General features: G+C 62.0%; 30 protein-coding genes. 12 read left to right on the top strand and 18 right to left on the bottom strand.

What is annotated here, in order from left to right; genetic code table 11:
- Positions 1–62: 62 nt before the first annotated feature.
- The 5 genes from B5525_RS17975 to B5525_RS17995 form a co-directional block, all read right to left on the bottom strand.
- Positions 63–632 carry a hypothetical protein gene (locus B5525_RS17975; protein ID WP_079567209.1) on the bottom strand — a complete coding sequence of 190 codons (570 nt, stop codon included), beginning with the start codon at positions 630–632 and terminating at the stop codon, positions 63–65.
- Positions 629–1,324: a hypothetical protein gene (locus B5525_RS17980; protein WP_079567210.1), complete on the bottom strand. Its 696-nt coding sequence runs from the start codon at positions 1,322–1,324 to the stop codon at positions 629–631. The genes B5525_RS17975 and B5525_RS17980 overlap by 4 nt, the downstream gene beginning before the upstream one ends.
- Positions 1,317–1,769 carry a hypothetical protein gene (locus tag B5525_RS44020; protein WP_154073290.1) on the bottom strand — a complete coding sequence of 151 codons (453 nt, stop codon included), beginning with the start codon at positions 1,767–1,769 and terminating at the stop codon, positions 1,317–1,319. The genes B5525_RS17980 and B5525_RS44020 overlap by 8 nt, the downstream gene beginning before the upstream one ends.
- A gap of 156 nt (positions 1,770–1,925) precedes the next feature.
- Positions 1,926–3,077, bottom strand: a complete 1,152-nt coding sequence (locus B5525_RS17990) for a hypothetical protein (RefSeq protein WP_079567212.1) — start codon at positions 3,075–3,077, stop codon at positions 1,926–1,928.
- 655 nt (positions 3,078–3,732) lie between these two features.
- Entirely contained in the window at positions 3,733–4,026 is a 294-nt protein-coding gene (locus B5525_RS17995; RefSeq protein ID WP_079567213.1) for a DUF4282 domain-containing protein, read from the bottom strand.
- A 333-nt stretch (positions 4,027–4,359) separates the two neighbouring features.
- Here B5525_RS17995 and B5525_RS18000 point away from each other — a divergent pair, with 333 nt between their 5' ends.
- The 3 genes from B5525_RS18000 (at position 4,360) to B5525_RS45385 (ending at position 5,551) form a co-directional block, all read left to right on the top strand.
- On the top strand, positions 4,360–4,824 hold the full coding sequence (locus B5525_RS18000; RefSeq protein ID WP_079567214.1) for a MaoC family dehydratase: 465 nt from the start codon (positions 4,360–4,362) through the stop codon (positions 4,822–4,824).
- Complete coding sequence (locus tag B5525_RS18005; RefSeq protein WP_079567215.1) at positions 4,824–5,306, top strand: MaoC family dehydratase; 483 nt, start codon at positions 4,824–4,826, stop codon at positions 5,304–5,306. The genes B5525_RS18000 and B5525_RS18005 overlap by 1 nt, the downstream gene beginning before the upstream one ends.
- Before the next feature lie 101 nt (positions 5,307–5,407).
- On the top strand, positions 5,408–5,551 hold the full coding sequence (locus B5525_RS45385; RefSeq protein WP_172899911.1) for a hypothetical protein: 144 nt from the start codon (positions 5,408–5,410) through the stop codon (positions 5,549–5,551).
- Positions 5,552–5,591: 40 nt separating this feature from the next.
- On the opposite strand, the gene B5525_RS45390 is transcribed toward B5525_RS45385, so the two are convergent.
- The 9 genes from B5525_RS45390 to uvrB form a co-directional block, all read right to left on the bottom strand.
- Positions 5,592–5,729 carry a hypothetical protein gene (locus tag B5525_RS45390; protein WP_172899912.1) on the bottom strand — a complete coding sequence of 46 codons (138 nt, stop codon included), beginning with the start codon at positions 5,727–5,729 and terminating at the stop codon, positions 5,592–5,594.
- Between the two features lie 166 nt (positions 5,730–5,895).
- A complete protein-coding gene (locus B5525_RS18010) occupies positions 5,896–6,321 on the bottom strand; it encodes a hypothetical protein (RefSeq protein ID WP_079567216.1) in 426 nt (141 codons plus the stop codon).
- A 173-nt stretch (positions 6,322–6,494) separates the two neighbouring features.
- Positions 6,495–7,388 carry a hypothetical protein gene (locus tag B5525_RS18015; protein WP_079567217.1) on the bottom strand — a complete coding sequence of 298 codons (894 nt, stop codon included), beginning with the start codon at positions 7,386–7,388 and terminating at the stop codon, positions 6,495–6,497.
- Between the two features lie 194 nt (positions 7,389–7,582).
- Entirely contained in the window at positions 7,583–8,023 is a 441-nt protein-coding gene (locus B5525_RS18020; protein ID WP_079567218.1) for a nuclear transport factor 2 family protein, read from the bottom strand.
- A 171-nt stretch (positions 8,024–8,194) separates the two neighbouring features.
- Entirely contained in the window at positions 8,195–8,461 is a 267-nt protein-coding gene (locus B5525_RS18025; protein WP_079567219.1) for a hypothetical protein, read from the bottom strand.
- A gap of 242 nt (positions 8,462–8,703) precedes the next feature.
- Entirely contained in the window at positions 8,704–9,153 is a 450-nt protein-coding gene (locus B5525_RS18030) for a nuclear transport factor 2 family protein (RefSeq protein ID WP_079567220.1), read from the bottom strand.
- Positions 9,154–10,170: 1,017 nt separating this feature from the next.
- Positions 10,171–10,449 (bottom strand): hypothetical protein, encoded by a 279-nt coding sequence (locus tag B5525_RS18035; protein WP_079567221.1) that lies wholly within the window; start codon positions 10,447–10,449, stop codon positions 10,171–10,173.
- A gap of 155 nt (positions 10,450–10,604) precedes the next feature.
- Complete coding sequence (locus tag B5525_RS18040; protein ID WP_079567222.1) at positions 10,605–11,372, bottom strand: DpnI domain-containing protein; 768 nt, start codon at positions 11,370–11,372, stop codon at positions 10,605–10,607.
- A gap of 48 nt (positions 11,373–11,420) precedes the next feature.
- Complete coding sequence (gene uvrB, locus B5525_RS18045; protein ID WP_079567223.1) at positions 11,421–14,633, bottom strand: excinuclease ABC subunit UvrB; 3,213 nt, start codon at positions 14,631–14,633, stop codon at positions 11,421–11,423.
- A 192-nt stretch (positions 14,634–14,825) separates the two neighbouring features.
- Between uvrB and B5525_RS18050 the strand changes: the two genes are divergently transcribed.
- The 5 genes from B5525_RS18050 (at position 14,826) to pgm (ending at position 20,286) form a co-directional block, all read left to right on the top strand.
- Positions 14,826–15,308: a hypothetical protein gene (locus tag B5525_RS18050; protein WP_079567224.1), complete on the top strand. Its 483-nt coding sequence runs from the start codon at positions 14,826–14,828 to the stop codon at positions 15,306–15,308.
- A gap of 9 nt (positions 15,309–15,317) precedes the next feature.
- Positions 15,318–16,559, top strand: a complete 1,242-nt coding sequence (locus B5525_RS18055; RefSeq protein ID WP_079567225.1) for a hypothetical protein — start codon at positions 15,318–15,320, stop codon at positions 16,557–16,559.
- A 609-nt stretch (positions 16,560–17,168) separates the two neighbouring features.
- Positions 17,169–17,792, top strand: a complete 624-nt coding sequence (locus B5525_RS18060; protein WP_154073292.1) for a hypothetical protein — start codon at positions 17,169–17,171, stop codon at positions 17,790–17,792.
- A gap of 12 nt (positions 17,793–17,804) precedes the next feature.
- Positions 17,805–18,377, top strand: a complete 573-nt coding sequence (locus tag B5525_RS18065; protein ID WP_154073293.1) for a hypothetical protein — start codon at positions 17,805–17,807, stop codon at positions 18,375–18,377.
- 307 nt (positions 18,378–18,684) lie between these two features.
- Positions 18,685–20,286: a phosphoglucomutase (alpha-D-glucose-1,6-bisphosphate-dependent) gene (gene pgm, locus B5525_RS18070; protein ID WP_244568053.1), complete on the top strand. Its 1,602-nt coding sequence runs from the start codon at positions 18,685–18,687 to the stop codon at positions 20,284–20,286.
- A 2-nt stretch (positions 20,287–20,288) separates the two neighbouring features.
- Here the strand turns inward: pgm and B5525_RS18075 are convergent, their stop codons facing one another.
- From B5525_RS18075 to B5525_RS18085, 3 genes are all read right to left on the bottom strand, one after another.
- Complete coding sequence (locus B5525_RS18075) at positions 20,289–20,540, bottom strand: hypothetical protein (RefSeq protein WP_244567936.1); 252 nt, start codon at positions 20,538–20,540, stop codon at positions 20,289–20,291.
- A 25-nt stretch (positions 20,541–20,565) separates the two neighbouring features.
- The gene (locus B5525_RS18080; protein WP_079567228.1) at positions 20,566–20,820 is read right to left on the bottom strand and encodes a hypothetical protein; all 255 of its coding nucleotides are present in this window, start codon (positions 20,818–20,820) and stop codon (positions 20,566–20,568) included.
- A 145-nt stretch (positions 20,821–20,965) separates the two neighbouring features.
- A complete protein-coding gene (locus B5525_RS18085; protein ID WP_079567229.1) occupies positions 20,966–21,883 on the bottom strand; it encodes a LysR substrate-binding domain-containing protein in 918 nt (305 codons plus the stop codon).
- 90 nt (positions 21,884–21,973) lie between these two features.
- Between B5525_RS18085 and B5525_RS18090 the strand changes: the two genes are divergently transcribed.
- From B5525_RS18090 to B5525_RS18105, 4 genes are all read left to right on the top strand, one after another.
- Positions 21,974–22,738, top strand: coding sequence for a sulfite exporter TauE/SafE family protein (locus tag B5525_RS18090; RefSeq protein ID WP_079567230.1), 765 nt, complete (start codon positions 21,974–21,976; stop codon positions 22,736–22,738).
- Between the two features lie 12 nt (positions 22,739–22,750).
- A complete protein-coding gene (locus B5525_RS18095) occupies positions 22,751–22,987 on the top strand; it encodes a hypothetical protein (RefSeq protein ID WP_079567231.1) in 237 nt (78 codons plus the stop codon).
- A gap of 125 nt (positions 22,988–23,112) precedes the next feature.
- Positions 23,113–23,820 carry a glutathione binding-like protein gene (locus B5525_RS18100; RefSeq protein WP_079567232.1) on the top strand — a complete coding sequence of 236 codons (708 nt, stop codon included), beginning with the start codon at positions 23,113–23,115 and terminating at the stop codon, positions 23,818–23,820.
- 233 nt (positions 23,821–24,053) lie between these two features.
- Positions 24,054–24,749, top strand: coding sequence for a glutathione S-transferase family protein (locus B5525_RS18105; protein ID WP_079567233.1), 696 nt, complete (start codon positions 24,054–24,056; stop codon positions 24,747–24,749).
- Positions 24,750–24,925: 176 nt separating this feature from the next.
- Here B5525_RS18105 and B5525_RS46355 read toward each other — a convergent pair whose 3' ends face one another.
- On the bottom strand, positions 24,926–25,123 hold the full coding sequence (locus B5525_RS46355; RefSeq protein ID WP_079567234.1) for a cysteine-rich CWC family protein: 198 nt from the start codon (positions 25,121–25,123) through the stop codon (positions 24,926–24,928).
- Positions 25,124–25,337 lie beyond the last annotated feature (214 nt).

Below are 25,337 nucleotides of genomic sequence, written 5' to 3' on the forward strand. Positions count from 1 at the left end.
CCGTCATCCAATGCCGGGATGAAACATTGAGGGGCGCACAGATTCGAAACGTTTATGGCTGGTTACTGCAGCTTGCGAAGCTCGCGAAGGAAGCCACGGCTCGCGCCTTCGCTCGCAAAGGTCTTGGCGTCATCAGCGAGCGAACCTACGTCGTCCGCGTTACGAATCTCAGACCATACCTGCCGCACGGCACCAACGTAGCAGGCACTTATCTCTAGGAGCACCGCAGATTTAATGAGCAGGACTCCATCGCTGCGAAGGGAGGCCTGCAGAAGATGGTAGCCCACGCTCAGTTGGTCGCGCCCCTCAAGCCTATCAAGCACGCCGTCCTTGAGATGAACCCGCATCGCGAGTCCAGCTTCACAGTCGTGAACCTCTAGATCGCCGTCATCTTGATCTGCCATCGCCTTTTCTGAAAGCAAGTGATCTCTGAGAAAGAGCAATCCCGTCAAACTTCCGGCAAAGCATCCCGGAAGAAATATCTCTCGGACGTCGGTCTTGTAGTTGGTGTGCTCGACGTTGTAGTGACAAGCCCAACCCTGCAGAACCTGTTGCTTCTGAGGCAAGGCCTTGCGAGCCACGCCATCGTCTCCGACCAAATAGCGCCCGGGGGCAAGGTGGCCGTAGATCACAGCCGCATCTCCTTCGGGACTGCCGAAATATGCCCGTCATTCTTCGCCGAGCGGAAAAAGTCCGCCATGTCGGAGTAAGGGTCGTTCGGTGCCCCTAGGAACGCGGCGGGAAGATTCAGGCACAGACCATGGAGACCACCATTATCGATCAGATGGCTCTTCAAATTGAAAAGCTCGCTCCAAACGGAAAGCGCCTCAAGCTGCTTCTGGCAGAAAGTTTTCATCAAAGCATCGTGCTTTGGACGCATCTTCTTAGAGTACTCTATTGCGAGCTTCATTTTCTCGCGCTGTATCTCTCCCGTTAGAAAATCTATGGCGTCCAAAGTAGCGGACAATTTGATTTGCTCGCTGTCAAGCTGCTGCTGGATGCTGCTAGGCGTAACAATCACCTCACCGGCTAGCGTTCGTTCAATCGCTTCTTTCTTTCGGGCAGCTTCGTCTCGGTTGTCGGCAGATACGACTTGCTTTTTCATCGTGGTCTTTAAAAGGCCGATGCGAGCCACCGTCGTGGTGTCTGCGTCCCAGGTTGTAGAGGACGTTTCGTCATAACAACTGGCCGGGGATAGCAGCTTGGTAAAATTCCAAATTTTGGCTCGTGATTGCGCACTACTGGCTAAAAGCCGGGCCTTGTTTTGGGTATCATCCGTAAGTTTATCGGACGTGAGGATTGGATCGGGATTAGGCTTAGTCATATGATCTTTCATTGTTGAGGACGGCGTCCACCTGTTGGACGATTTGATTGCAATTCACGATGATGACGCATGCCGAATTGCTGATCTCGGAAATCGAAGTATCGGCAAAGCAATTTTTCACGGTCGCACCATCTGGTGTCACCACCAGATGGGTGGTGCCATGGGCGAACAATTCTCCGGGCGCGCGGTTGATATTTCCGACGTCGGAGAATTCGAAGGCCACGCGCGCCGCGTGTGGGATGGACAACCCGTTACGGTGTAGCTGTTTCATGGCGGCGGCCTGATAGGCGCGTGGCCTTGACAGGCCAACACGGGAGCCGCTGCCGCTTGGTCTCTTGTCGGCTCCGCACAACTTGAGCGCTCCTAATGCAAAGCACTGGCTCAAAGCCCGTTGCTTCATTCCGGCGGCACCTGCGACGATGCGCGTCGGCCACGTTTCGACCATTTGAAATCCTCGCTTTGTGTTTTGTTAGCTGCAAAAAGAAACACCCCCGGCGCGGTGACACCGGGGGTGTGAAAGTCTGCTTTTGGAAAAGCCGGAAGAATCTAACTTCCATACTTAGACTATAACGGTTTTGCCACGACCCCCTCCCGGGCCCCCCTAAGCGGCTTTCGATGCAAAGGTGTCGAAGCGGTGATTGTCGTTTGCAGGCAATGGCTTATCGGCAAGCTTGATGACTAAACCGGCTGTCTGGTTCTGGTAGGCGTTCCCCGCCAAAACACCTAACGTGCCCTTTATGATGTCATCGACTGAGAATCCCGGCCGGTCGACTCGTATTTGTCTGGCGCGGATTTGACTTTGCCACACCGAAAAGGCGCGGTCCTGTCGTCCGAGTCCCTTCCTGATCGACTCCGCGAGCCTCAATCCTTCAATGATGCGTTGACGGCCAACTGCTGCCGCAACGTCTTTGCCTTTGCCTTGCCCGAAGCTCTTCATATCCTCGTGGCTGGCAATGGCGCGAATGACGGGATGCCAGAGCGAGCGCATTCCAAACATCAACATACGAATGATCTTGCCGGATTCCGCCCGTTGATCGAGGTCGGGAAAATCGACCTGTGGCAGAAGAGGCGGACCCTCGCGCCGCAGATCGTTAACGTCGATTTTGGCTAGCTGATCGATTTCACGCAGATCATCTATAAGCCGACCGATTCTGTAGTTGTCTCCTTTGATCTCAAGACGGTGCGTTATTCCGTCCACGTCAGTCACTGTAGCGTTTCCACTTTCGTCAGTCGCACAGATATTGAAATTCTTAAATCCGAATCCTTCGTTTCCTGCTTCATCGGGCGCTTCATCATCCGGCCCGGTAGGTGCGCCAGTTCCTTCCGTGCTTTGTGATTTTTTGTCGCCGACGTAAATGTTAAGTGGCGGAAGCGCTTCCGCTGGCGTCGTCGTGACTCGAAAGTGCTTGTCGATCCACAGCGCAGTATTCCAGAGCCTGCCGTTCTCTTCCTCGTTCTTGCCAAGACGGCCCGCAATATATTCTGCATACAAATGGTAAGCGCCGCGCTTCTCATCATCGGTACCGGCGCGGCCAGAGGGCGGGCCGAGATATTTTGGCGCGGGTTCGTTCTCGATTGGATATGGATGGTCGTCACCGTCCAGCAGGCATTTCTCGCGTTCTCCCGGTCGGAGAAAACCTACACGCGAACTTCCTGAACGTCTTATGGCGATTTTCGGCGGTACGTCGATATCGCCAGCATTGAATGAAGGGTCAGCGGTCTTGTCGATAGCATTGAGAAATTCGTCGTCCATAATATTTTACTTTTCCAAAAATGATTCCCGCTGCCTTCGGCATGTCAGGTCGCGCCCACGTTGTTCGCGGTGTTGTTAGTCGCCCGCTAACGGGCGTAATGCCTCCTTGCAAAGACGAGGCTATGGCAGCCAGCCGCGAAGCGAGCGCATTGCCGATTGCTAAGACTGTTTTGCTGGTGCCGCGTGTCCCGTCGCGGCGGGCATTCAAATCATTTGGCGCTAATGGCGCGCCTCAACGTTCGGGTTGTAGCAAAATTCGCTGCCAAAATCCACGTGTTTCCATAGAGATCGTGCGTCCGACACCACCGCCCCCTGCAACACGCGAACCGGCATCGGGTGAGAGGCTAGCTGTCTAGCAGCGGGGCCATGCCGGTGCGCTGATCCGTGGCAGCCGCCCGGCTATGGCCGCTCGGGCTTTAGCTGGGGCAGGGGTTTGAACCTTGAGCCGCTGGCGGAGACTTACCTACTAGAGCAAGTTAGGAGGGTCCGATGGCTCGCCACTGGCGAAAACCTTATCAGCCAAAGTCCCAATTCAACTCGATTGCAGTTTGGACAATCGGCGCATGTGTGGTGCTGGCAGTGCTCGTCGTTATAGCTCGGCACGGTTACGTTTAGGTTTGGCCTGTACCGGCAGCTTTGCCGCCCGGCCAACAGGCTAGCGGCGTTCCCCTTGGTCGCGGATGGCGCCGAGGTGCTCGTTGATGCGGAACACGATCAGGATGAACTCGGCGGCGATACGCGAAAACACCACGCCGACCACCACGCTGGCGATCGACGACAGCAGCAGGATGAACCCGCCGAACGGGCTGATGGCCATCGCCGCGAGGCCGGAAAAGATGCCGGACAGGCCGAACAGGACAATCAACGCGATCACCAGCCAGTAGAAGGTCTTGATGATCGTCGGAGTTATGAATCTATCCCATTGAAAAAGGTCTCGAAATTCAAACATTTCGATTCCCCCCGAACATCAAGTAGCTCTCCAACGGCCCAATAAAATCAGGTCGTTTTGCTGTATCGGTACAGTCTGGCGTAATGAAGCGGTCCCACTGAAACAAATCCCGAAATTCAAACATCGGTCGTTCTCCCCCAGCACGTCGAATATCAGCTTCGTTGCAACCCGGCCAGAGACGGCGCAGGGCCCAGCCCCGAATGTCGTCCCGGGCAAGGTCGGGGACACCGAAGAGCGGTACCCGCCCGCAGAGCACGAGCCATGCGGGCAGGCCGCTTGAGATTGCCGCAAAGTGCGGCCACAATCGGGCTTCCCTCGCCACAATCCCCCGCCATGACCCTGACCTTCGAAGATTTCCCGCCCGGCCATTTCGGCACATTCGGTCCGCGCCGCGTCACGCGCGAGGAGATCCTTGCCTTTGCCGCCGAGTTCGATCCGCAGCCAATGCATCTGGACGAAGCGGCGGCGGCGAAATCGATGCTCAAGGGCCTGTCGGCCTCGGGCTGGCATCTGTGCTCGATCACGATGCGGATGATGTTCGACGGATATATCGGTCGCACCGCGTCGCTGGGCTCGCCCGGCGTCAACGAATTGCGCTGGCTGGCGCCGCTTCGTCCCGGCGACGACCTCACGCTCGATATCGAGGTCATGGAGGCAAGGGTTTCGCGCAGCCGCCCCTCGACCGGCATCGTGACCTTCAAGGCGCTGGTCCGCAACGCGGCGGGGCAGCTGCTGTGCGAAATGGTGTCGCCGATCATCGTGGAGCGGCGCGCCGGCGCGGCAGAGCAGGCCGGCTAATGCGCTTTTTCGAGGATATCAAGATCGGGCAGCGGCGCGAGGTGGGATCGTTCACCTTCACCGCCGACGCCATCAAGCACTTTGCCGCGCAATTCGATCCGCAGCGCTTCCATCTCGACGAAGAGGAAGGCAAGAAATCGCTGTTCGGCGGGCTCGCGGCCTCCGGCTGGCATGTCGGATCGGTTTGCATGAAACTGATGGTGGCCGACGGCAAGCGCCAGGCGAAGGAGGCCCACGCGCGCGGCGAGAAGGTCGCGATCTGGGGACCGTCGCCGGGCTTTCGGGAACTGCGCTGGATCAAGCCGGTGCTGGCGGGCGACACCGTCAGTTTCTCCAGCGAGGTCGAGACGCTGCGGACGTCGGATACCCGCCCCGAATGGGGCATCGTCCAGGTCCGCAACACCGGCACTAATCAGCGCGGCGAAGTGGTGTTTTCGTTTCTCGCCACCGCCTTCGTGCCGCGGCGGAACCCCGCTGCCTGATTCGGCGCGGCGGCGTGGCCGGAACGATTCCCCTGCTAACGCATTTTGAACTTTGTGCCGGTCATAGTCACAGCGGGACATATTTTTCTGAGGGGATGACCATGGCTGACCGCACCGGCTTGAAATTAGTCGGCTTTATCTTCGCCACCGTGACGCTGGTGGTGATGCTCACGACCGGGATGGTGGTGAAGGGCTACGCCGACGGCGCGTATTCGCTGGAAAGCACGCTGGTCGCGGGCCAGTAGGTCAGGATTCGCTAACCATGGCGCCAGATCGCGAGCCCAATCAGCGGCTATAGATCAGCGCCAGCACGACCACGGCCACGACCAGCAATCCGACAAAGCGGATCATGATGGTGCCCATCCGGGGTGGTTCAGTCCGCATCGGAATGGGATCGGTTTTGTCCGGCCGAACGGTCTTCATCGAGATCTGTCCCCCAAAAGAATCCGCTGCCGGCGACAGCGCCTGCTCTTGGTCGCGGCATGGGCCCGGCAAGTTCGGGGGATCGGTCAACCATCAGCGCCATCCCGGGGTTGGTCCTTCGGACCATCCCGGAACGACGCGAATGACGGTAGGGTACGGAAAAGCGTCAGCTGTTGCGAAGCCCGTCCGCGGTGCGCTTCCACTGCGCCACATTGTCGGCGATCATGCGTGTGGATTTCATCGCGGCCTGGCTGAGCTGGGCATAGCCGGAGATCTCGCGCTGGACGCGCTGGCCTTCGGCGTGCAGCAGGTCGCGCAGGCCTTCCAGTTCGGAGATCAGGTTCTCGATCTCGCCGAGCGAAGTGCCGGCGACGCGCTGGATCAGCGAGTTGACGTTGTTGACGGTGGCCTCCGCGCTGGGTTCGAGTTGGGCCTCGCTGCCGGAGAGCATGCTCGGCGCGCGGCGCAGATAGGCGATGTCGTTACGCACGAAATCACGGATGCCGGCCTCGACTTCCGAGACCGCGGCGTGGTTGGAATCCTCTTCAGTCGATTCGGTCGATTCAAGCTTTTCAGAACGAATGGCAGTCATCGGCTGTTCCCCTGTTCGCGTGGCGATGCGAGTGTCCCCCGCACGACGAAAGTTGCAGTGGGGCTATCTGGGCTGCCGATTTTGACCGCATCGGGGCCAATCTGCGGCAATGCTCGATCTTTACTGCGATGCAGCGGGAACGCACGGGAACCGCCGCGCGCCGATCCAGGCGCTCACCAGCTGTGCTTGTATCCGGCGGTGAGGCTCTTGCTGGTGGCGCCCAGCGGCGTCTCGCCGATCGAGCCCGAGATGCTGACGCCGTCGAACAATTTCTGTTCGGCGCCGATCTTGCGCAGCCATTTGTCGTCGGTGGAGGAAAGCGTCTGGCCGGCGACCAGGCTGGTGCCGGTGTCGGCGATGTTCAGCCTGGCCGACTGCTCGGTCTCGTAACTTCGCGCCGCCCGCGCGACGATTCCGGGGACCGGCAGGATGCCCTGCTGGGTGACGTTGTAGCCGTTCTGCAGGGTCAGCGAATACTGATCGCTGAGCGGCAGCGACTTGCTCAGGGAGGTGCCGAGCTTGCTGCTCTCCTGGCCGGGGTCGACGCGGGCTTCGACCGCCGTCTTGTCCCAGATCGATCCGACGCCCGGGGCGGTGATCGCGGCCCACGCGGTCCCGGAGGATTGCGGCGCATTGCCGCCATTGGCGACTTTCTCCGCCAGCAGCTCCGACATCGTCGAGGGCTGCGGCGCTACCGTCATGTCGGCGCCGATCCGCGTGTCCCAGAATGGCGAGAGCGGCTGCTTCACCGAGACGCCGGCCGAGCCGTTGGCATTGTTCTTCGACGACCACGACATGTCGCTGCCCGCGGCCTGGGGCGAACGCGATTTCGAGACCGGGCGGGTGGCCAGCGTGGAGGCGTCGACGTTGAGCTGGCTCCAGTCCAGTTCGAGGCCGTTGATGTCGGCGTCGTCGGCATCGGGCATGGCGGCGGGTTCCGCCGCGGGTGCTTCCTGATCTTCCGCTGCCGGCACGGTCTGCGCGCGGGCCTGCAGCACCGGCGCCATGCCGATTCCAGCCGCGAGAATCAGCAATCCCGCCCAGCCGCACCGTGTTCTGGAAATCATAGCCCTGCCCGCATTCCAAGTGAGGCGACCATGCGGGGACATCGGCGCAAAATTGTGGCGGGGCTGATCACGCGCGAATCCATTCACCTCGTCATTCCGGGGTGCGCGTTAGAACCTCAGATGCGCAATTGCGCATCGGGGAATCTCGAGATTCCGGGTTCGATGCTTCGCATCGCCCCGGAATGACGGCTTAGCTAGGCGAACGACGAGATCCTCGGCAAATGAATCGGACGCCCGAGCGCCTGCTCCACCAGATCGAAGGTATCGACGAGAATGCGGATGTTGGAGAGCTTGCCGGCCTTGAACTGCGCGAAATGGGCGATCCGCAAGCTGATCGGCTTGTCGGAATCCAGTGCCGTCAGTGAATAGCGCAGCATCGATGACGCCGAATCCACGCCCAGCATGATGGTCTCGCGATCGAAGCGGCGAACCCGGACGTTGTCCGCGATCTGCCGGATCACTTCCAGCACCGCCGCCTTGCCGCGGCGCGCGCCGAGGAACGGAAACATGTCGATCGGGCCGTAGATCGCCCAATCGACATCGTCATCGATCAGGTCTTCGATTTCGTCGTGCCGGCGCTCGTTGATCGCGCGATGCAACGCGCGTGAGAAACGCCAGAGGCTGTGCTCTGTCATTTTTTTCCGCTTTCTGAACTGGATTTTCGAATCAGCAAATGGCCCCGACGGGGTCGTCAATGACGCCGGGCCTGGATGCTGCACTTCACGATTGATCCCTTAAATAGAATCATCCGGCCGAAACACAACGCTTAATATTGCATTGCACAAATGCGGGCCGCTTCCACACATTTACGTGTCGTGGCGGCGCAGCGGTTCCCGTTCGATGGCGATTTCGGCGTCGCGCAGCGCGATCACGCCGAACAGCGCCGCGCCGCCGAGCCCGCCGATCGCCGCACCCAGCGGCATGAAGGTGAAGAACACCAGCATGCCGCTATAGCCTTCAAAACTGCTGGTTTTGAAGATTTCGACCCATGCCAGCCCCGCGCCGATGCCGAGCGCGGCGCCGCCGAGCGCGCCCAGCACCAGACCCAACAGCGCGAGCAACGCAATCTTCATGAGGGTGTCTTTGCCAGTCGGTGTTCGCTTTAGCCCATGATGGGTCGCGGCAAGGACAGCAAGGTTCAACCCGGCGCGGAAAATGGAACTGGGCTGTCATTCCGGGATGGTCCGCAGGACCAGACCCGGAATCCTGGGATTCCCCGATGCGCAATTGCGCATCTGAGGTTTGCGTCGGAGCCAGTCATCGGGCCGCGCTTTGCGCGGACTCGTTGGACGCGCTCCGGAATGACGAAGCAAGCTTAGCCTTCGCGCGGCCCGCGTTGCGCCAGCACCGCGGCGATATCGGTTTCGAGCACCTGCTGCACCAGATCGAAGGAATCGATGATCTCGCGGATCTGCGCGATCCGGCCTTCGCGCAGGGTGTAGAACACCGCCACGTCGAACTGCACCACGCGCTCGTTGCTGCGTTTGGTGAAGAACGCGCGCAGATAGGCCGCGACCTTGTCGCCCTCGGCGACCAGGATCGGCGCCTCGTAGCGAATGCTGGAATAGCGGTCCTGGACGGTCTTCCACATCTCCCGCAGCTCGGCCTTGCCGCGGCGCGGCCCCATATGGGGCAGGATATCGATCGGCGCGTGGGTGAGGAAATCGACGTCGTCGGCGCAGTGCCCCAGCGCGGCCTCGATATCGCCGGCCGAGAAATCATCGAGAAGCGAGAGCACGCGCTGGCGGTTGAGTGGCTCGGTCATTTGTTGTTCTCCGCCGGTGTTTGGCCCGGCTCGCATTTCCGGTTGCATTGTGAGGTTTATTCCACCGCGATCAACCGGCAAAAGGCCCCCGTTGCATTTGACGTTAACAGTTCAAAAATGGTTCACAGCCTATGGCTGTATTTCCGGACATTGCTGTGCGGTGCCTTGCCGCAGTCGTGGCGCAGTCCGGCGGCGCCGGCGGTTTTGGTTCGGGTGAGGGAAGGCAGAGCGGCTGCAGGATCCCACACGCCAAATGGCTGCCGCCTCGCATAAGACTTCACTTTTCAAATAGCCCGGCCGTCAGCGGCCCTGAACACCGTCATTGCGAGCGCAGCGAAGCAATCCATTCTTTCTTTGCGCGGTGAGATGGATTGCTTCGCTGCGCTCGCAATGACGGCGAGACATACTTTCGCGATCTCGCCGCAGCTTTTGCGCGAGTTTTGGGCCTTACGTTCCGCCCTCTGCCGTCAGAGGGCGCAGGGAATGCCGGGCGCCCGATGCGCCCGATAGCCGCGTGTGCAATGGTAGTGGTAGAACGCACACGCGTTAGTCAGGTCACACCGGCAAAACACCCGGCACTCCCCGCGCAATGGTTTACGGCTTACTTGCTCTTCCCGGCGATCGGGCTTTTTTGTCACCGTCATCCCTGAGAAGCTTGCTTCTCAAGAACTTGACGCCAGCGTCGAGGCGTCAGAACCACACGACTTCGCCGTCCGCCTCACGCGCCATTCGTCAAAGGCGCATCCGCGTCCACCGCATCCTGTCCCGCGTCCGTGACGATCTCGAGCCGCCCCTCTGTGGGACAGGACAGCCGCGGTTCTTAAAGTGATTCGCGATTTCGGAAAACCAGAATATTTTTGCGAAAGGGGCTGGACAGGGTGCGAGTGATTTGCCCGTCGGGTGGGGTGGATGGAGTGGACGGGAGAGATTTTCTCGCCGTCATTCCGGGGCGCGAAGCGCGAACCCGGAATCTCGAGATTCCGGGTCTGGTCCTGCGGTCCATCCCGGAATGACGGATTACACTTCAACGGAAGCCAGAAATTCCTCGGCCTTCTCACGCGTCGGAAAGCGGCCAAGCTCGCGATAGTCGGGATCGTCCTCGGCCGTATCGGGCGAACGAATGGCGACGAATTCGCCGCCCTCCTGCTCGATAAGCTCTGTTAGATCTTCGCTGTCGAAGGGTGACATGTGCCGCGCCCCGCAATGCGGGCAGTCGTCGTCGCACGTGCACGACCATTCATCGGTCCATCTGCGTCTGCAGCGGTCGCATTTGTAGAAGTTGAGAAACCAGGCCATGCAAATCTCCCGGAGTATGACCCGAGTGCAATAAGAAAATAAGAGATTAGATGCCGTCATTGCGAGCGCAGCGAGGCAATCCAGCTTTGCCAAGTAAGAAGGAAAGGATTGCTTCGTCGCTGCGCTCCTCGCAATGACGGAAGCGCGAGCGGATTCTACGAACGCAGGCGATAATTACCACGCGACACGAAATCGATAAATCCCCGGTCCCGTAAATATTGAAGCTGCTGGCGTATCTTGGGTTTGACGTTCTGGTTGCCGGGATAGAGATCGCCGAGATGCCGCTCGAAGGCATAGACTTCGTCAAGCGTGAACTCGCGCTTGCCGAGCGACTCCACGCATTTCATGACATCCAGCAGCCAGCCGCGCGTCTCCGGCGATTCATTCCTGAGGAAGAGCGTCTTTTGCCATTCGGCAAGCACCAACTCCTTCGCGCGAATGATCCCACCTTGGACGATGTGAATTTTGCCCGACTCGGGAACGCGATCGAGCAGGATTTTCGAACCAATCCATCCGGCTCGGCGTGCGGTCGCTGCCAGTGGCTTGCGTTCCTCGATGATCTCGCGGACAAAGAAATGCTTCGGCACGATGAACAGGTTCACGACCGCAAGCGATTTGAGATCGTAGTTCATCAGCAGAAGGTTGGGATTGTTGCTTACGGCGAGACGTTCGCATTTGGTCTTGAACTCGCCATCCAGGACCTTCGCGCCGAATTTCCCTTTCTGACTCTTGAGTTCGAATTCCTCGGCGCAAAACGTACAAAAGAAATCCGCCAGCGGGCTGTTATTCGGAAAGGCAGATATCTTTGCATTGCCGCAATGCGGGCAGTATGCCCACGCGCTCACCCAGGCTTCCGTCCATGCGCGGGCACTTTGCGAGCCGCTGGAATAGGACGATTGCGATTCCTCGAAGCCGAGTTTCATTGCTGCAGCCTAACCAAACCCCATCGAATTGCTAGCGCTGCGTGACGGCTACCTCTTCTTCCACCCACCCCGATGCCCCGGCGCACCGCCGGTGGAGCGCGGGGCGGGTCCGAATTCGGGGCCGGACTGGCGGGAGTCGGTGGGCTGGAAGATCTTGCTGCCGGGGCCGCTGTCGTCGAGCGAGGGTTTTCGCGGTGTCGCCCGGTTGGGGCGGAAGGGCAGGGATTCCGGGCCGTGCATTTCGTCGAGATGGGGTTTGTGGACTTTCGAGGCTGCGCTGCTGGCACTGCCCGTGGATCGCCCCTCACCCCGACCCTCTCCCCGTGAAGAACGGGGCGAGGGGGAAGACGCGCCGCCACGCTTTTTCATCGCGCTTGCCGGCAGGTTGGCGGCTTCGCCGTACTTCTTCGCTCCCGCATAGGCGCCGGCTTTGCCTTGCACGGTGCGCTGTTTGGCGGTGGGATCGTCGACCACGGCAAGCTCGGTGGCGCGGAGGCGCTTGACTTCGTCGCGCAATCTGGCGGCTTCCTCGAAGTTCAAATCGGCGGCGGCTTCGCGCATCCTTGTTTCGAGATCGCCGAGCACGGCCTCGAAATTGTGCCCGATCGAGATGATGTCGTCGGTCATGTCGTTGCCGCCGATTTCCACCAGCACATGGTCGCGCTCGTAGACGCTGTTCATGATGTCGCCGATGGATTTCTTGATGCTTTCCGGCGTGATGCCGTTGAGCGTGTTGTATTCGACCTGCTTTTCGCGGCGGCGGTCGGTCTCGGCGATGGCGCGCTCCATCGAGCCGGTCATCTGGTCGGCGTAGAGGATCACCTTGCCGTCGACGTTGCGCGCGGCGCGGCCGATGGTCTGGATCAGCGACGTCTCGCTGCGCAAAAAACCTTCCTTGTCGGCGTCGAGGATCGCGACCAGCGCGCATTCGGGAATGTCGAGGCCCTCGCGCAACAGGTTGATGCCGACCAGCGCGTCGAACGCGCCGAGCCGCAAATCCCGGATGATCTCGATCCGCTCGATGGTGTCGATATCGCTGTGCATGTATCTGACACGGATACCCTGCTCGTGCAGATATTCGGTGAGGTCTTCGGCCATGCGTTTTGTCAAAACCGTGATCAGGCTGCGATAGCCCGCCTGCGCGGTGGCGCGAACCTCGCCGACGAGGTCGTCGACCTGGGTGCGCGCCGGGCGGATGTTGACCGGCGGATCGATCAGCCCGGTGGGGCGGATCACCTGCTCGACGAACACGCCGCCGGACTCATTGAGCTCCCACGCCGAGGGCGTCGCCGACACCGCGACGGATTGCGGGCGCATCATGTCCCATTCCTCGAAGCGCAGCGGGCGGTTGTCCATGCAGGAGGGCAGCCTGAAACCGTATTCGGCCAAGGTCGCTTTGCGCCGGAAGTCGCCTTTGAACATGCCGCCGATCTGCGGCACGGTGACGTGGCTTTCGTCGGCGAACACCAGCGCGTTGTCGGGGACGTATTCGAACAAAGTCGGCGGCGGCTCGCCGGGGCGGCGCCCGGTGAGATAGCGCGAATAGTTCTCGATGCCGGCGCAGCTGCCGGTCGCTTCCATCATTTCGAGATCGAACGTGGTGCGCTGCTCCAGCCGCTGCGCTTCCAGGAGGCGCCCCTGGTTGTTGAGCTGGTCGAGCCGCATCTTCAGCTCGGACTTGATCGACTTGATCGCCTGCACCAGGGTCGGCCGCGGCGTCACATAGTGCGAGTTGGCGTAGATCTTGATGAATTCGAGCTCGTCCTGCTTGTGGCCGGTGAGCGGATCGAACTCCTCGATATTCTCCACGGTGTCGCCGAACAGGTTCACGCGCCAGGCGCGGTCTTCATAGTGGGCCGGGAAGATGTCGATGACGTCGCCGCGAACCCGGAAGGTGCCGCGGGTAAAGTCGGCCTGGGTGCGCTTGTATTGCAGCGCGACGAGGTCGGCGATCAGCTGGCGCTGGTCGATGCGTTCGCCCTTCTTCAACGCGAAGGTCATCGCGGTATAGGTCTCGACCGAGCCGATACCATAGATGCACGACACGGACGCGACGATGATGACGTCGTCGCGCTCCAGCAGCGCCCGCGTCGCCGAATGGCGCATGCGGTCGATCTGTTCGTTGATCGAGGAATCCTTCTCGATATAGGTGTCGGTCCGCGGCACGTACGCTTCGGGCTGGTAGTAATCGTAGTAACTGACGAAATACTCCACCGCGTTGTCGGGAAAAAAACTTTTGAACTCGCCATAGAGCTGCGCGGCCAGCGTCTTGTTCGGCGCCAGGATAATGGCGGGACGCTGCGTCGCCTCGATCACCTTGGCCATGGTGTAGGTCTTGCCCGAGCCGGTGACGCCGAGCAAAACTTGCGTGCGGTCGTTGCGCGCGATGCCCTCGACCAATTCCTTGATCGCGGTGGGCTGGTCGCCCTTCGGCTCGTACTCGGACTTGATCACGAAGCGGACGCCGCCTTCGGATTTTTCCGGACGCGGCGGCCGATGCGGGGTCCAGACCTTGACCTGGCCGTCGTCGCCCTTGAATTCGGGGCGGCCCTCGCGGATCAGCGCGTCCAGCGCGTCCGCGGTGGCGGCGACGCCAAGCGCCTCCATCTTGTTGCGCGGCGGCCTCGCCATCGCCGCGGCGTCTTCCTCCTCGGTGGTGAAGCCGAGTTGCTTTGCCAGTTCGGGATCGAGCGTCGGAATGGTGGCGGATGTGCCGTAATTGGCCGGCGCGAATTCGCGCTGCGGCGCCTCGCCGAGGCCGCTGTTCTCTTCTCCTCCCTTCTCTTCTCCCCTCCTCCCGCGAAGCGGCGGGGAGGGGTCGGGGGTGGGGGGTCGTGCGGCAGACTCTCGCTCTCGATCTGGCACCGGATCTGCCGAAGCACCCCCCACCCCCGACCCCTCCCCGCCACGCGCTTCGCGCGTGGGGGGAGGGGAGAAGGAAGAAGAATCGCGCGTCGTGACAGCATCCTTCTTCGCCACATCATCACCACTCCCGCGCGTCGAGGCGCGCGCGCGATGCGCGGCGGCCTCGCCGCCGGCGCGGCGATCCCAGGAATTATCCGGCGGCGGCTGCAGTCCGGTACCGGAGCCGAGGCCGCTCTCGCCGCGATTGATCGCGGGATTGAGCAGTTCCGCCAGCGCCGGCCCGATCGGCTGCACGTCGGGGCGTGACGCCTTGGAAGACGCCCTGGAACCCGACTTCGGTTTCGGGGGAGACGCGGGTTTCTTCTGCGATTTAGGTTTATCTGGGGGAGTCGCCATGGTCGGAATATGGGCCTCCCCGCTCGCCGATGGAAGACCGCACCCCTCCGAACTCGACCGCCGGCCTGGCCCGCCCGCAGGTCGGGTCACCCCGACACCCGTAGTTGCAGCGGAAAAGATATGCATCTAGCATGGTTGCCGGCTGCCGTCCGTGCGACGGTTCGTTGTGTGGCGCCTGGCAGGGGGAAGCACATGCGGAAGTTCAATCTGCCGCTCGTGGCGGCAAACCTCAGCGTGGATACCGCGCTGAAGACGGCGATCGACGCCAAGCGCTCCGGCGTCGTGCTGAAAACCAAATCCGGCGGCCTGCGTCTGGTGCATTACGAAGACCTGGTCGGCGCCTCCAAGAAAAAGATCCCGCTCAGCAAGGTGGACTTCGTTCCGATTCTGGACATGGCCCGCACCAGGAAGGCCGGGCTCGTGTTCGATGCGGTCAAATCCGCCGGATTGAAAATCGGCTATAGCGGCGTAAGCGGCAGCGATATCGCGAACCTCCTGGTCCTGGGGGGAACGCTCGCCAAAGGCTATGTGAGCGCTTCCACCGGAACCCGGTGCACCCGCCCGGGCAAGCCTCCGGGCCGACCCGACCGCAAGTGGTACCATTATTATCCGCCGGAAGATCGCGACGCGGCGGCCCCCGACATCTGCACGATATGCAGTGCGAAACTTCTGTAGGGGGATCGCGTGCTCTCCACCTTGCTCAGCCAGCTTCAGGGTTATTTCTCCAAATACTTCGTCGTCGGCAGTTTTTCGCCGATGCTCGCATTTACATTCATCAACGGTGCGGCGGCTTATTTCGTCGTCGAGCCCTGGCATGCGTGGGCCGACGACAACATCCTCAAACCCACCGTCACCGGTGGCGCATTTCTGACCGCAAGTATCGTGGTTGGAATCGTGCTTGCGGCCTATGTGCTCTCGTCGCTGAGCACTTTTCTTCGCCAGGTGCTGGAGGGACAATGGTGGGCACGTGTCGCGGGCTGGTTCGTTCCTGCCCAGAACAAGCGCCGCCTGCAACTCCTGGATTCGCTGGCCAGGTCATTCGAGGAGATGACCGACCTCAATCAGATGGATGAGACGAAGAAGAAGCTCGCCAGGGCGAGAGCCATCGGAATCGTGCCTCCCGGCACGGGGCTGTTTTCGGCGGGCGCCAATGACCCGATTGAAACCAGGCTCACGGCGCTGGAAGCGAGGCTCAGAAACCACGAGATCATTGCCGCCGCGGAACTGACTGAGGTGGCCGAGTCGCTGGAAACGCGCCTGCGCACCTACAACGCGGATCTGGGCGAAACGCTGGATGAGGAACACCGGCGGCTTTCGAAGCTGATCAAATATGCTTCCGATTTTTTCGCTCCGGATGCCCGTGGACTGCATACGCGATTGCAGAACGAATTCAATTCGAATTTCGGCGGCGCCCAGAACATGGCGCCGACCAAGATGGGCAATATCGCAAATACGATCCAGAGCTACGTGATGCGCCGTTATCGCTGCAATCTGGAAGTCCTGTGGAGCAACCTGATGCAGATCGTGCAGAAGGACGAGAAGGCGCAGGCCACGCTGATGGAGGCGAAGACCCAGCTGGACTTTCTGGTCGCATGTTGCTGGCTGACGCTGCTAACGGCCGCCATCTGGTCGGTGGTCGCGTTCGCCATTGCGCCGAGCCGATGGGGCTTCCTGCTGGCCGCGCTCGGTGGCCCGCTTGCCGCCTATCTCTGGTACCGCGCCGCCGCCGAGCAGTACCGCAGCTTCGCCGACGTCGCGATGACCTCGTTCGATTCATTCCGTATCGACTTGCTGAGCGCGATGCATTTGCGAACGCCAGCCGACGTGGAAGATGAACGAACCATGTGGGAAGCCATCGACAAGCTGGCGACGTTCGGCGAGCAGCGTAATTTCCGCTACGAAAAACCGGCCGCGCCGGCAAAATGAGCAGGAGCAGGGTGCGCAGGGCGAAGTGAGCAGGGCAGGCGAGTCTTGGTGAATGCGCAAATTTTTCCGAGAGCAGACCACGCCGGGGAGGGTGCTGGTCGCTGTCTATGCGCTCTGCGTGGTGGTCCTCAGTTTCTTCGTGGCGGATCGCCCGACGTTCCCGTCTTTCAAGGCCGCGCGCGCACTGGGCGCCAATACGCGGCTCACCGAAGTCCATCTGATCGCGCCGGCGGCCAGATCGATCGGCGACAGGCTGCAAATCAAGCGCGCCCGCGATCGCCTCGGCGGAAAGTACCTGGCCCGCGATTTTTGCAGAGGCGAAGTGGTTGACGAGGATGCGTTGCTGGCGTGGCCAGACTTCAGGGATGCCCCAGTGACGCTCGTGCCGCTGGGCGCCGAACCCGATCTGCGTCTGCTCAATCAGGGCGCGATCGTGGAAGTCTCGGTTGGCAACGCGCGCAAGCAGCTTGAGGTGCTCGCCGTCGTGCAGTCGGACGGGAAGTGGGTTGCAATGTTCCCTCAAGCCGCCATCGGCGACACTTCCAAGGAGGAGCCGAAGCTCGTCCGCGTCATATCGTTGCCCGGGGCTCCGCCCGGCGCATCGACCGCGTGTCCCAAGCCGGCAGCGGTAGCAACGCCATCGCCGTCGCCGACGGGATCAAAGCCGTCGCCAGCGCCAGCGCCGACAACGGTACTAACGCCATCGCCGACGCCGACGGGATCGACGCCGTCGCCCCCGCCGCCCCCGGCACCGACGCCAACACCAACGCCGACGGGATCAACGCCGTCGCCCACGCCGCCCCCGGCACCGACGCCAACACCAACACCAACGGGATCAACGCCGTCGCCTACGCCGACCCTGGTACCGACGCCAACACCAACGCCGACGGGATCAACGCCGTCACCCACGCCGCCCCCGGCACCGACGCCAACACCCACGCCGACGGGATCAACGCCGTCACCCACGCCGCCCCCGGCACCGACGCCAACACCAACGCCGACGGCATCAACGCCGTCGCCCACGCCGCCCCCGGCACCGACGCCAACACCAACGCCGACGGCATCAACGCCGTCGCCCACGCCGCCCCCGGCACCGACGCCATCGCCGACGCCGACGGGATCAACACCGTCACCCACGCCGCCCCCGGCACCGACGCCAACACCTACGCCGATGGAATCAACGCCATCGCCCACACCGACGGCGGGGCCAACCTCGCCTCGGGCGTTAGATGAGAAACCAGCGGGTTGCCCGGCTCCGGCTGTGCGGCCACCTCTGCCGGCAACCAAGGCATCTTGGTCCACTTCCAGAAGGCAACATCACACGCGCACCAGGCACAGGCGGGAGGATTCAAAATGGGACAGCCGACTTGGCGGAAAATCGCGACGGTGTCGGTGCCGGAAAACAAGACGGGTCTCTGGACGCCGGCGCTCGATTACGTCACGCAGGGAAAGCTTTACAAGATAACGGTCGAAATGAAGCCTGATCCGGCTGACGAGACCAAACAGGTGCCGCAAACCTGGAAACCCGAATCGGGAAGGGTCTGCACGGCCGACGGCGACCCAACGATCGCTCGCAAGGATCCGTTGATGATGGACTCCTGCGCAGCCGGAGCAATGATTGGGAAGGTTGGCGGCAGCTCCGCGGATACCAAAGCAGACAAGGACAAGCTCGTGTTGTTTGTCGTCGGGCATCACTGCGTGTTTTGCGTCAGCGACGCAGCGAAATGCGGCAGCCTGTATTTGGCGGTAAACGACGTGCCGGGAAGCCAGGGAAGGGTCGAGGGTCAAATCGAGGTCACGATTTTCGAGGCGCTCTGAGGGCAATTTGCGCGGGCTGCGGATGGACGCGGCCTTACCTTAACCGTCATATGCAAGCCAACGGGTCGGCGCAATGCGCTACCCGATGACAGGCTCCGCGAAGCAATCCATCTGGCAACGCCAAGGGAATGGATTGCTTCGTCGCGTTCGCTCCTCGCAATGACGGTGGGAGACATCGCGGTCTCTTGTTCAGATCGATAAAACCTATCTACAATGTCAGGACGATGATCCTCGCCTGTGTGATTTTAAGGGAACCCCCGTGTCCGCCAAAGTAAATCCGCTCGCCGGCAAGCCCGCCGAGCCGTCAATGCTGACCAACGTGCCGCGGCTGGTGACCGCTTATTTCGCCAGCAAGCCCGATCCTGCGGTGCCGGCGCAGCGGGTGGCATTTGGAACCTCGGGGCATCGCGGCTCCGCCTTCAACCATGCCTTCAACGAAAACCATATCCTCTCCGTCAGCCAGGCGGTGTGCGATCACCGCAAGGCGAGCGGCATCACCGGGCCGCTGTTCGTCGGCATCGATACCCACGCATTGGCGGAGCCGGCGCTGGCGAGCGCGCTCGAAGTGTTCGCGGCCAACGGCGTCGAGGTGATGATCGACGCGCATGATGGCTACACGCCGACGCCGGTGATCTCGCACGCCATCCTGACCACCAACAAGGGCCGCGCCGATGGCCTTGCCGACGGTGTCGTGATCACGCCGTCGCACAACCCGCCCGAAGACGGCGGTTTCAAATATAACCCGCCCCATGGCGGGCCGGCGGATACCGACGTTACCGGCGGTATCGAGCGCGCCGCCAACCGTTATCTCGAAGACGATTTGAAGGGCGTCAAGCGCATCCCCTATGACCGAGCGCGCACATCCGCCTGCGTGCATCGCTATGACTATATCGGGCCCTATGTCGCCGACCTTGCCAATGTCGTCGACATGGAGGCGATCCGCAGCTCGGGCGTGAAGATCGGGATCGATCCGCTCGGGGGGGCTGCGGTGCGCTACTGGCAGCCGATCATCGAGCGCTACCGCATCGACGCGACCGTCGTCAGCGACGCGGTCGATCCGACCTTCCGCTTCATGACGGTGGACTGGGATGGCAAGATCCGGATGGATTGCTCGTCGCCTTATGCGATGGCGCGGCTGATCGGGCTGCGCGACCAATTCGATGTCGCCTTCGCCAACGACACCGATGCCGACCGCCACGGCATCGTGACCCGCTCTAACGGCCTGATGAATCCCAATCATTACCTCGCCGCCGCGATCGCCTATCTGTTCGAACATCGCCCGCAATGGCGCCGGGATAGCGCGGTGGGCAAGACCATCGTCTCCAGCGCGATCATCGACCGCGTCGCCAGGAAACTCGGCCGCCGGCTGGTCGAAACCCCCGTCGGCTTCAAATGGTTCGTCGACGGGCTGATCGACGGCTCGTTCGGATTCGGCGGCGAGGAAAGCGCCGGCGCCTCGTTCCTGCGGCGGGACGGATCGGTGTGGACCACCGACAAGGACGGCCTCATTCTGGGTCTGCTGGCCGCCGAGATGACGGCACAGACAAAGTCCGATCCGAGCCAGCTGTTCGACAAACTGACCGGCGAACTCGGCGTGCCCTACTACGAGCGGATCGACGCGCCCGCGACGCCGGCGCAGAAGAATCTGCTGAAGGCGCTGTCGCCGGAAAAGCTCGCGATCAAGGAACTCGCCGGCGAGCCGGTGCGCTCCGCGCTCACGGCCGCGCCCGGCAACGGTCAGTCCTTCGGCGGCATCAAGGTCTCCACCGACAATGGATGGTTCGCCGCGCGGCCCTCGGGCACCGAGGACGTCTACAAGATCTATGCCGAGAGTTTTGTGAGCGCGGCGCACCTGCGGCAGATCCAGCAGGAAGCGCAGGCCGCGATCGCGCTGGCGTTCAAGGGCTAGATTTAGGCTGAAGGGGCCTGCGGCGGCGAGGCGGTGTCGACCGCATCCTGATGGATGTGGCCGCACTTCGTGCATCGCAGCGTCCAATGTTCGAGGCCCAATCGCCCGGGGATGATTTGCTGGACCACCAGGCGGGTGCTGCACAGCGGACAATCGGGCAGCGCCAAGGCTGCAGCATGCGGGATCGACTTGGCCTGGGAGGGCTTGGCGTGGGAAGGCTTGGCGTGGGAAGGCTTGGCCTTGGAGTTGGGCATGGCGGGGGCTCAGTTCTGGATCTGACTAACAGGCGGCGGCCTGCAGTTCGGGTTGCGGCAATGGCCCGGCGTAGCGCTTGAGCTTGAGCTGGTCGATTTGCGCCTTCGCATCCGCGATGGCCGTGTCCGGATCGGACCAGGCGAAACCGATCTCGAGGATTGAAAACGAAACGCCGTCGATGTTGACGGGCTTCAGGTCCGCGCGCCGGATCCTGGCGTGCCACAAGCCTTGTCCCGCCTCGAAAGCCTCGATTTTAAAACCGTCATGAAAACAGTGCATGTCCCGACTCCGCCTATTGGGGGTTGAGGAAACCATGAACCGCCCAAAACGGATGTGAACTCGTTCACATGCCCGCCATTTTCTTTAATTGCAGGACTTTTGTCTTTTAGCTGCAAAGGCTTGAGGCCGCGCGATGGGGGCCGGCTCAGCCGGCGTGGCGTGCCATTCTGCCGGCGGGCCTGCCGCGCGCAGCCGGTTCCGCGGCGGCGCGGATGATCCAGCGCCGGAACGCGGTGAAATCGCGCTGGTCGGTGCGGAAGCTGCGATAGACCAGGTACCAGCGCATGCCCTTCGGCACCGACAGCGCGAACGGCGCCACCAGCCTTCCTGCGGCGAGGTCGTCGTCGATATAGGGCCGGATGCCCATGGCGATGCCGAGCCCGTCAACGGCAGCCTGCAGCGCCTGGCCGTAATATTGGAGCTCCGGTCCGCGCGCGCTCACCCGCGTGATGCCGGCGGCCTTCAGCCATGAGGGCCAGTCGTCGGGCGAATGCGCGACACGCAGCAGCGCCGGCCCCTTGAGGTCACCCGCGCGTTTCAATGGCGCCGCCAGCCGCGGCGCGCAGACCGGCAACAGATCGGCCGCGAACAGCGGTTCGGCGACCAGGCCCGGCCATTCGCCGTCGCCGAGCTTGATGCCGCAGCTCCAGTCGTCGCCGAACGGCGCCGCAGCACCTCCGGTGGTGATGCGTACGTCGATGTCGGGTTCTGACTTGCGAAAATCCGCCAGCCGCGGGATCAGCCATTTCATCGCGAAAGTCGGACCGACGCCGAGCGTCAGCACCCGGACGCTTCCGGGCGCGGTGACCTGCGCGGTGAGACTCGCCAGCGCATCGAAGATCGGCGTCAGTCCGCTCTGATAGGCGCGGCCCGCCGCCGTCGTCACCAGCCGGTTGGCCTTGCGCTCGAACAAGGCGACGCCGAGCCGCTGCTCCAGCAGATGCACCATCCGGCTGACCGCCGCCGCCGACACGTTGAGCTCGGCACCGGCGCCGGCAAAACTGCCGGTTCGCGCCGCCGCCTCGAACGCCTTGATGCCGTTGAGAAACAGCAGCCGTCGCATTCTTACCCTCAGGAAAACTGATGCCAGGCCAAGATAACTCAGTTTGTCCGGTCTGTCCAAGCGAGGCAGAAATAGCTTGCGGAGATTCGAATGACGACGCTGACGATAAGCCTGCTTGGCCTCTTGATGGTCGCGACGGCGTTTCTGTCCGGTCTGTTCGGCATGGCCGGCGGATTGATCCTGATCGGCGTGCTGCTCACCCTGATGCCTTTGCCGTCCGCGATGGTGCTGCACGCGATCACGCAGATGGCTTCCAATGGCTGGCGCGCCCTATTGTGGCGCAGCCACATCCGGTGGCGGCCGGTCGCGATCTATCTGATCGGATGCGCGGTCGCGCTCGCCGCATGGTCGATCACCCGCTACGTGCCGGGCAAGCCGATGGCGCTGTTGCTCTTGGGGGTGACGCCGTTCCTGGCGCGGCTGACGCCATCGAGCCTGAAGCCCGATCCCGAGAGCATCTGGCAGGGCAGCTTCTACGGCTCGATCTGCATGGGGCTGATGCTGATGACCGGCGTGTCCGGTCCGCTGATGGACACCTTCTTTCTCGGCGGCAAATTCGACCGCCGCGGCATCGTCGCGACCAAGGCCAGCTGCCAGGTGGCCAGTCATTTCGTGAAGCTGGTCTATTTCGGCGGCATCATCGATTCCGCCGCGACGCTGGATCCGGTGCTCGCCGGCGTCGCCGTGGTGGCGTCGATGACCGGCACCACGCTGGCGCGGCGCATCCTGGAAGCGATGACCGACCTGCAGTTTCGCACCTGGGCCGGGCGTCTGATCACCACGGTGGCCGGCTATTACATCATCTACGGAAGCTGGCTGTTGTTGTTTGCGCGCAGCGACGCGCTGGCCTACTGAGGGAGAAAGCCGATGACCGGGATGGCGGATCCACTGGTGCTTGACTTCGTCGAATGGATCGCGCGGGAGCCGCGGGTCTATTCCGAGGTGATCGCGACCTGGCGGACGTCGTGCCCGCGCCTCACGATCTGGGAAGATGCGGCCGACCGCGGCTACGTCGCGCGCGAAACCATCGCGGGTTTCGGCCTGATCGTGACGGTGACCGAAGAGGGCGAAAAACTGCTGCGCGAGCACGGCCGCCTCGGTTGATGCATCAATTTGCGGCGAGGCGATTGACTTCGACTTCCCGTTGCGGTGAACTTCATGCAATCGCATCCAATCTGCGCCTTCGATTGGATGCCGGCTGAACAACGCCAGCAGGACAGGAACGCCCCATGATCGACCTTTATTACTGGACCACGCCGAACGGTCACAAGATCACGATGTTTCTCGAAGAGGCGAGGCTGCTCTACAAGATCTACCCCATCAATATCGGCAAGGGCGACCAGTTCAAGCCGGAGTTTCTCAAGATCGCGCCGAACAACCGGATCCCGGCGATGGTCGATCACGCGCCGAAGGGCGGGGACAAGCCGATCTCGATCTTCGAATCCGGCGCGATGCTTTTGTACCTCGCCGAGAAGACCGGCAAGTTCCTGCCCTCCGACATCTACGGCCGCTACGACGCGATCCAGTGGACGTTCTGGCAGATGGGCGGGCTCGGACCGATGGCCGGTCAGAACCATCACTTCCGCAATTACGCGCAGGAAAAAATCAAATACGCCATCGATCGCTATGTGAACGAGACCAACCGGCTCTACGGCGTGCTCAACAAGCGCCTTTCCGACCGCGAGTTCATCGCCGGTGACTATTCGATCGCGGACATGGCGAGCTATCCCTGGATCGTGCCGTACAAGAACCAGGAGCAGAACATCGACGACTTCCCGCATCTGAAGCGCTGGCTCGAGACCATCCGCGAACGCCCCGCCACCCTGCGCGCCTACGCCAAGGCCAAGGAGGTCAATCCGAATTTCGGCCAGCCCGCGATCCGCACCGAGGAAGAGCGCAAGCTGTTGTTCGGGCAAACCGCGGCGGTGGTGAAGTAGCGTACTGTTGCCGTCATTCGCGCAGTCGTCATCATCCGCGAAGGCGGATGATCCAGTAAGCACAAGCGGTAGCGGTGCACGCGAGGTCACGGCGTACTGGATGCCCGGCGGAGCCTGTCATCGGGCTCGCCGAAGGCGAGACCCGGTGGCGGGCATGACGATGGTGGGTAAAACCGTCGTTGCGAGCGAAGCGAAGCAATGACGGTTGTGAGATCGGGCGAAGGACCAAATCAATGACTCTAAAACTCTTCGAACTGGTCGGCACCGACGATCAACGTCCGTTCAGCCCGTTCTGCTGGCGGATTCGGATGGCGCTGGCACATAAGGGGCTGTCGGCGGAAACCATTCCCTGGTGTTTCACCGAAAAGGACGCCATCGCCCCGCACAAGTCCGAAAAGGTGCCGGTGCTGCTCGACGGCGACAACTCGGTCGCCGATTCCTGGGCGATCGCGAATTATCTCGAGGACCGCTACCCGGACCGGCCCTCGCTGTTCGGTGGCGCCGGCGGCCGTGCCATGGCCCGGATGATCAACTGGTGGGGCGACATCGCCGTGGTCGGCGGCATGTTTCCGCTGATCGTCGCGGACATCCCGCCGCATCTGAAGCCGGTGGACGCGGATTATTTCCGCAGGAGTCGCGAAGCGCGTTTCGGCAAGCCGCTGGAAGAGGTGGTGGCCGGGCGTGACAAAGCCGTCGAAGGCTTTCGCCGCGCGCTCGACCCGATGCGGCTGACGCTGAAGACGCAAGCCTTTCTCGGCGGCGATACGCCGAACTACGCCGACTATATCGTGTTCGGCCCGTTCCAGTGGGCGCGCGTAGTCAGCCCGTTCATGCTGCTCGCCGAAGGCGATCCGGTCTACGCATGGCGCGAGAAACTGCTCGATGCCTTCGACGGCATGGCGCGCAAATCGCCGGGCTATCCGGTGTAGCGTCTTCTCAATGGCGGCCCGCGGACCGCCGCATCTGTGCGCCAGTTGCCGCCGGACAACCAGGCCGACGGCGACAACAGTAACGCCGTCGATGCCGTCATGATCCAGCGCGCGAACCAGTCGGGCAGGAAGATGTCCGGCGTCGTGCGATGACGATTGTTCCTGTTCCTATGGCACTATGGCCGCGGGCGTTCCGAATCGGCCGCCTTGCGCAAACAATCCCGGCACAGGCAATCCTCGCCATCGAGCGGCATCGGCAGGCGCGCGGTTTCCTCGGCGCACCAGCACGGCCCCGCCAGGCTGCAGGTGAATTCCGTTCCACAGCGGGAACAGCTGAGACGGCGCGAGGCCTGCATCTCCAACTTGTTTGTCATCAATCCAACCGAATTGCGCGGTGAAGTCTTCATGTCCGGTTCGTGCCGAACCGCGCCACGTTGCCCGTCCCAATATACGCGCTGGATCGCCCAAGGGAAATCCGATGGCCCGCGACAGCGTGTCGGTGAAGCCGATAAGGGCTGGTGGCGCAAGTCTTGCTGTGCTTGTGTTTTCCGCTGGCCTCTCGGCGGAATTGTCGGATTGCGCGCACGC

This window comes from Bradyrhizobium erythrophlei, from assembly GCF_900129505.1.
Taxonomy (GTDB): Bacteria; Pseudomonadota; Alphaproteobacteria; order Rhizobiales; family Xanthobacteraceae; genus Bradyrhizobium; species Bradyrhizobium erythrophlei_D.

Bases quoted from the DNA above. Each gene is read 5' to 3' on its own strand.
- B5525_RS17980 (WP_079567210.1), bottom strand. From the start codon at position 1,324: ATGACTAAGCCTAATCCCGATCCAATCCTCACGTCCGATAAACTTACG.
- B5525_RS44020 (WP_154073290.1), bottom strand. From the start codon at position 1,769: ATGGTCGAAACGTGGCCGACGCGCATCGTCGCAGGTGCCGCCGGAATG.
- B5525_RS17990 (WP_079567212.1), bottom strand. From the start codon at position 3,077: ATGGACGACGAATTTCTCAATGCTATCGACAAGACCGCTGACCCTTCA.
- B5525_RS17995 (WP_079567213.1), bottom strand. From the start codon at position 4,026: ATGTTTGAATTTCGAGACCTTTTTCAATGGGATAGATTCATAACTCCG.
- B5525_RS18000 (WP_079567214.1), top strand. From the start codon at position 4,360: ATGACCCTGACCTTCGAAGATTTCCCGCCCGGCCATTTCGGCACATTC.
- B5525_RS18005 (WP_079567215.1), top strand. From the start codon at position 4,824: ATGCGCTTTTTCGAGGATATCAAGATCGGGCAGCGGCGCGAGGTGGGA.
- B5525_RS45385 (WP_172899911.1), top strand. From the start codon at position 5,408: ATGGCTGACCGCACCGGCTTGAAATTAGTCGGCTTTATCTTCGCCACC.
- B5525_RS45390 (WP_172899912.1), bottom strand. From the start codon at position 5,729: ATGAAGACCGTTCGGCCGGACAAAACCGATCCCATTCCGATGCGGACT.
- B5525_RS18010 (WP_079567216.1), bottom strand. From the start codon at position 6,321: ATGACTGCCATTCGTTCTGAAAAGCTTGAATCGACCGAATCGACTGAA.
- B5525_RS18015 (WP_079567217.1), bottom strand. From the start codon at position 7,388: ATGATTTCCAGAACACGGTGCGGCTGGGCGGGATTGCTGATTCTCGCG.
- B5525_RS18020 (WP_079567218.1), bottom strand. From the start codon at position 8,023: ATGACAGAGCACAGCCTCTGGCGTTTCTCACGCGCGTTGCATCGCGCG.
- B5525_RS18025 (WP_079567219.1), bottom strand. From the start codon at position 8,461: ATGAAGATTGCGTTGCTCGCGCTGTTGGGTCTGGTGCTGGGCGCGCTC.
- B5525_RS18030 (WP_079567220.1), bottom strand. From the start codon at position 9,153: ATGACCGAGCCACTCAACCGCCAGCGCGTGCTCTCGCTTCTCGATGAT.
- B5525_RS18035 (WP_079567221.1), bottom strand. From the start codon at position 10,449: ATGGCCTGGTTTCTCAACTTCTACAAATGCGACCGCTGCAGACGCAGA.
- B5525_RS18040 (WP_079567222.1), bottom strand. From the start codon at position 11,372: ATGAAACTCGGCTTCGAGGAATCGCAATCGTCCTATTCCAGCGGCTCG.
- uvrB (WP_079567223.1), bottom strand. From the start codon at position 14,633: ATGGCGACTCCCCCAGATAAACCTAAATCGCAGAAGAAACCCGCGTCT.
- B5525_RS18050 (WP_079567224.1), top strand. From the start codon at position 14,826: ATGCGGAAGTTCAATCTGCCGCTCGTGGCGGCAAACCTCAGCGTGGAT.
- pgm (WP_244568053.1), top strand. From the start codon at position 18,685: ATGCTGACCAACGTGCCGCGGCTGGTGACCGCTTATTTCGCCAGCAAG.
- B5525_RS18075 (WP_244567936.1), bottom strand. From the start codon at position 20,540: ATGCCCAACTCCAAGGCCAAGCCTTCCCACGCCAAGCCTTCCCACGCC.
- B5525_RS18080 (WP_079567228.1), bottom strand. From the start codon at position 20,820: ATGCACTGTTTTCATGACGGTTTTAAAATCGAGGCTTTCGAGGCGGGA.
- B5525_RS18085 (WP_079567229.1), bottom strand. From the start codon at position 21,883: ATGCGACGGCTGCTGTTTCTCAACGGCATCAAGGCGTTCGAGGCGGCG.
- B5525_RS18090 (WP_079567230.1), top strand. From the start codon at position 21,974: ATGACGACGCTGACGATAAGCCTGCTTGGCCTCTTGATGGTCGCGACG.
- B5525_RS18095 (WP_079567231.1), top strand. From the start codon at position 22,751: ATGACCGGGATGGCGGATCCACTGGTGCTTGACTTCGTCGAATGGATC.
- B5525_RS18100 (WP_079567232.1), top strand. From the start codon at position 23,113: ATGATCGACCTTTATTACTGGACCACGCCGAACGGTCACAAGATCACG.
- B5525_RS18105 (WP_079567233.1), top strand. From the start codon at position 24,054: ATGACTCTAAAACTCTTCGAACTGGTCGGCACCGACGATCAACGTCCG.
- B5525_RS46355 (WP_079567234.1), bottom strand. From the start codon at position 25,123: ATGACAAACAAGTTGGAGATGCAGGCCTCGCGCCGTCTCAGCTGTTCC.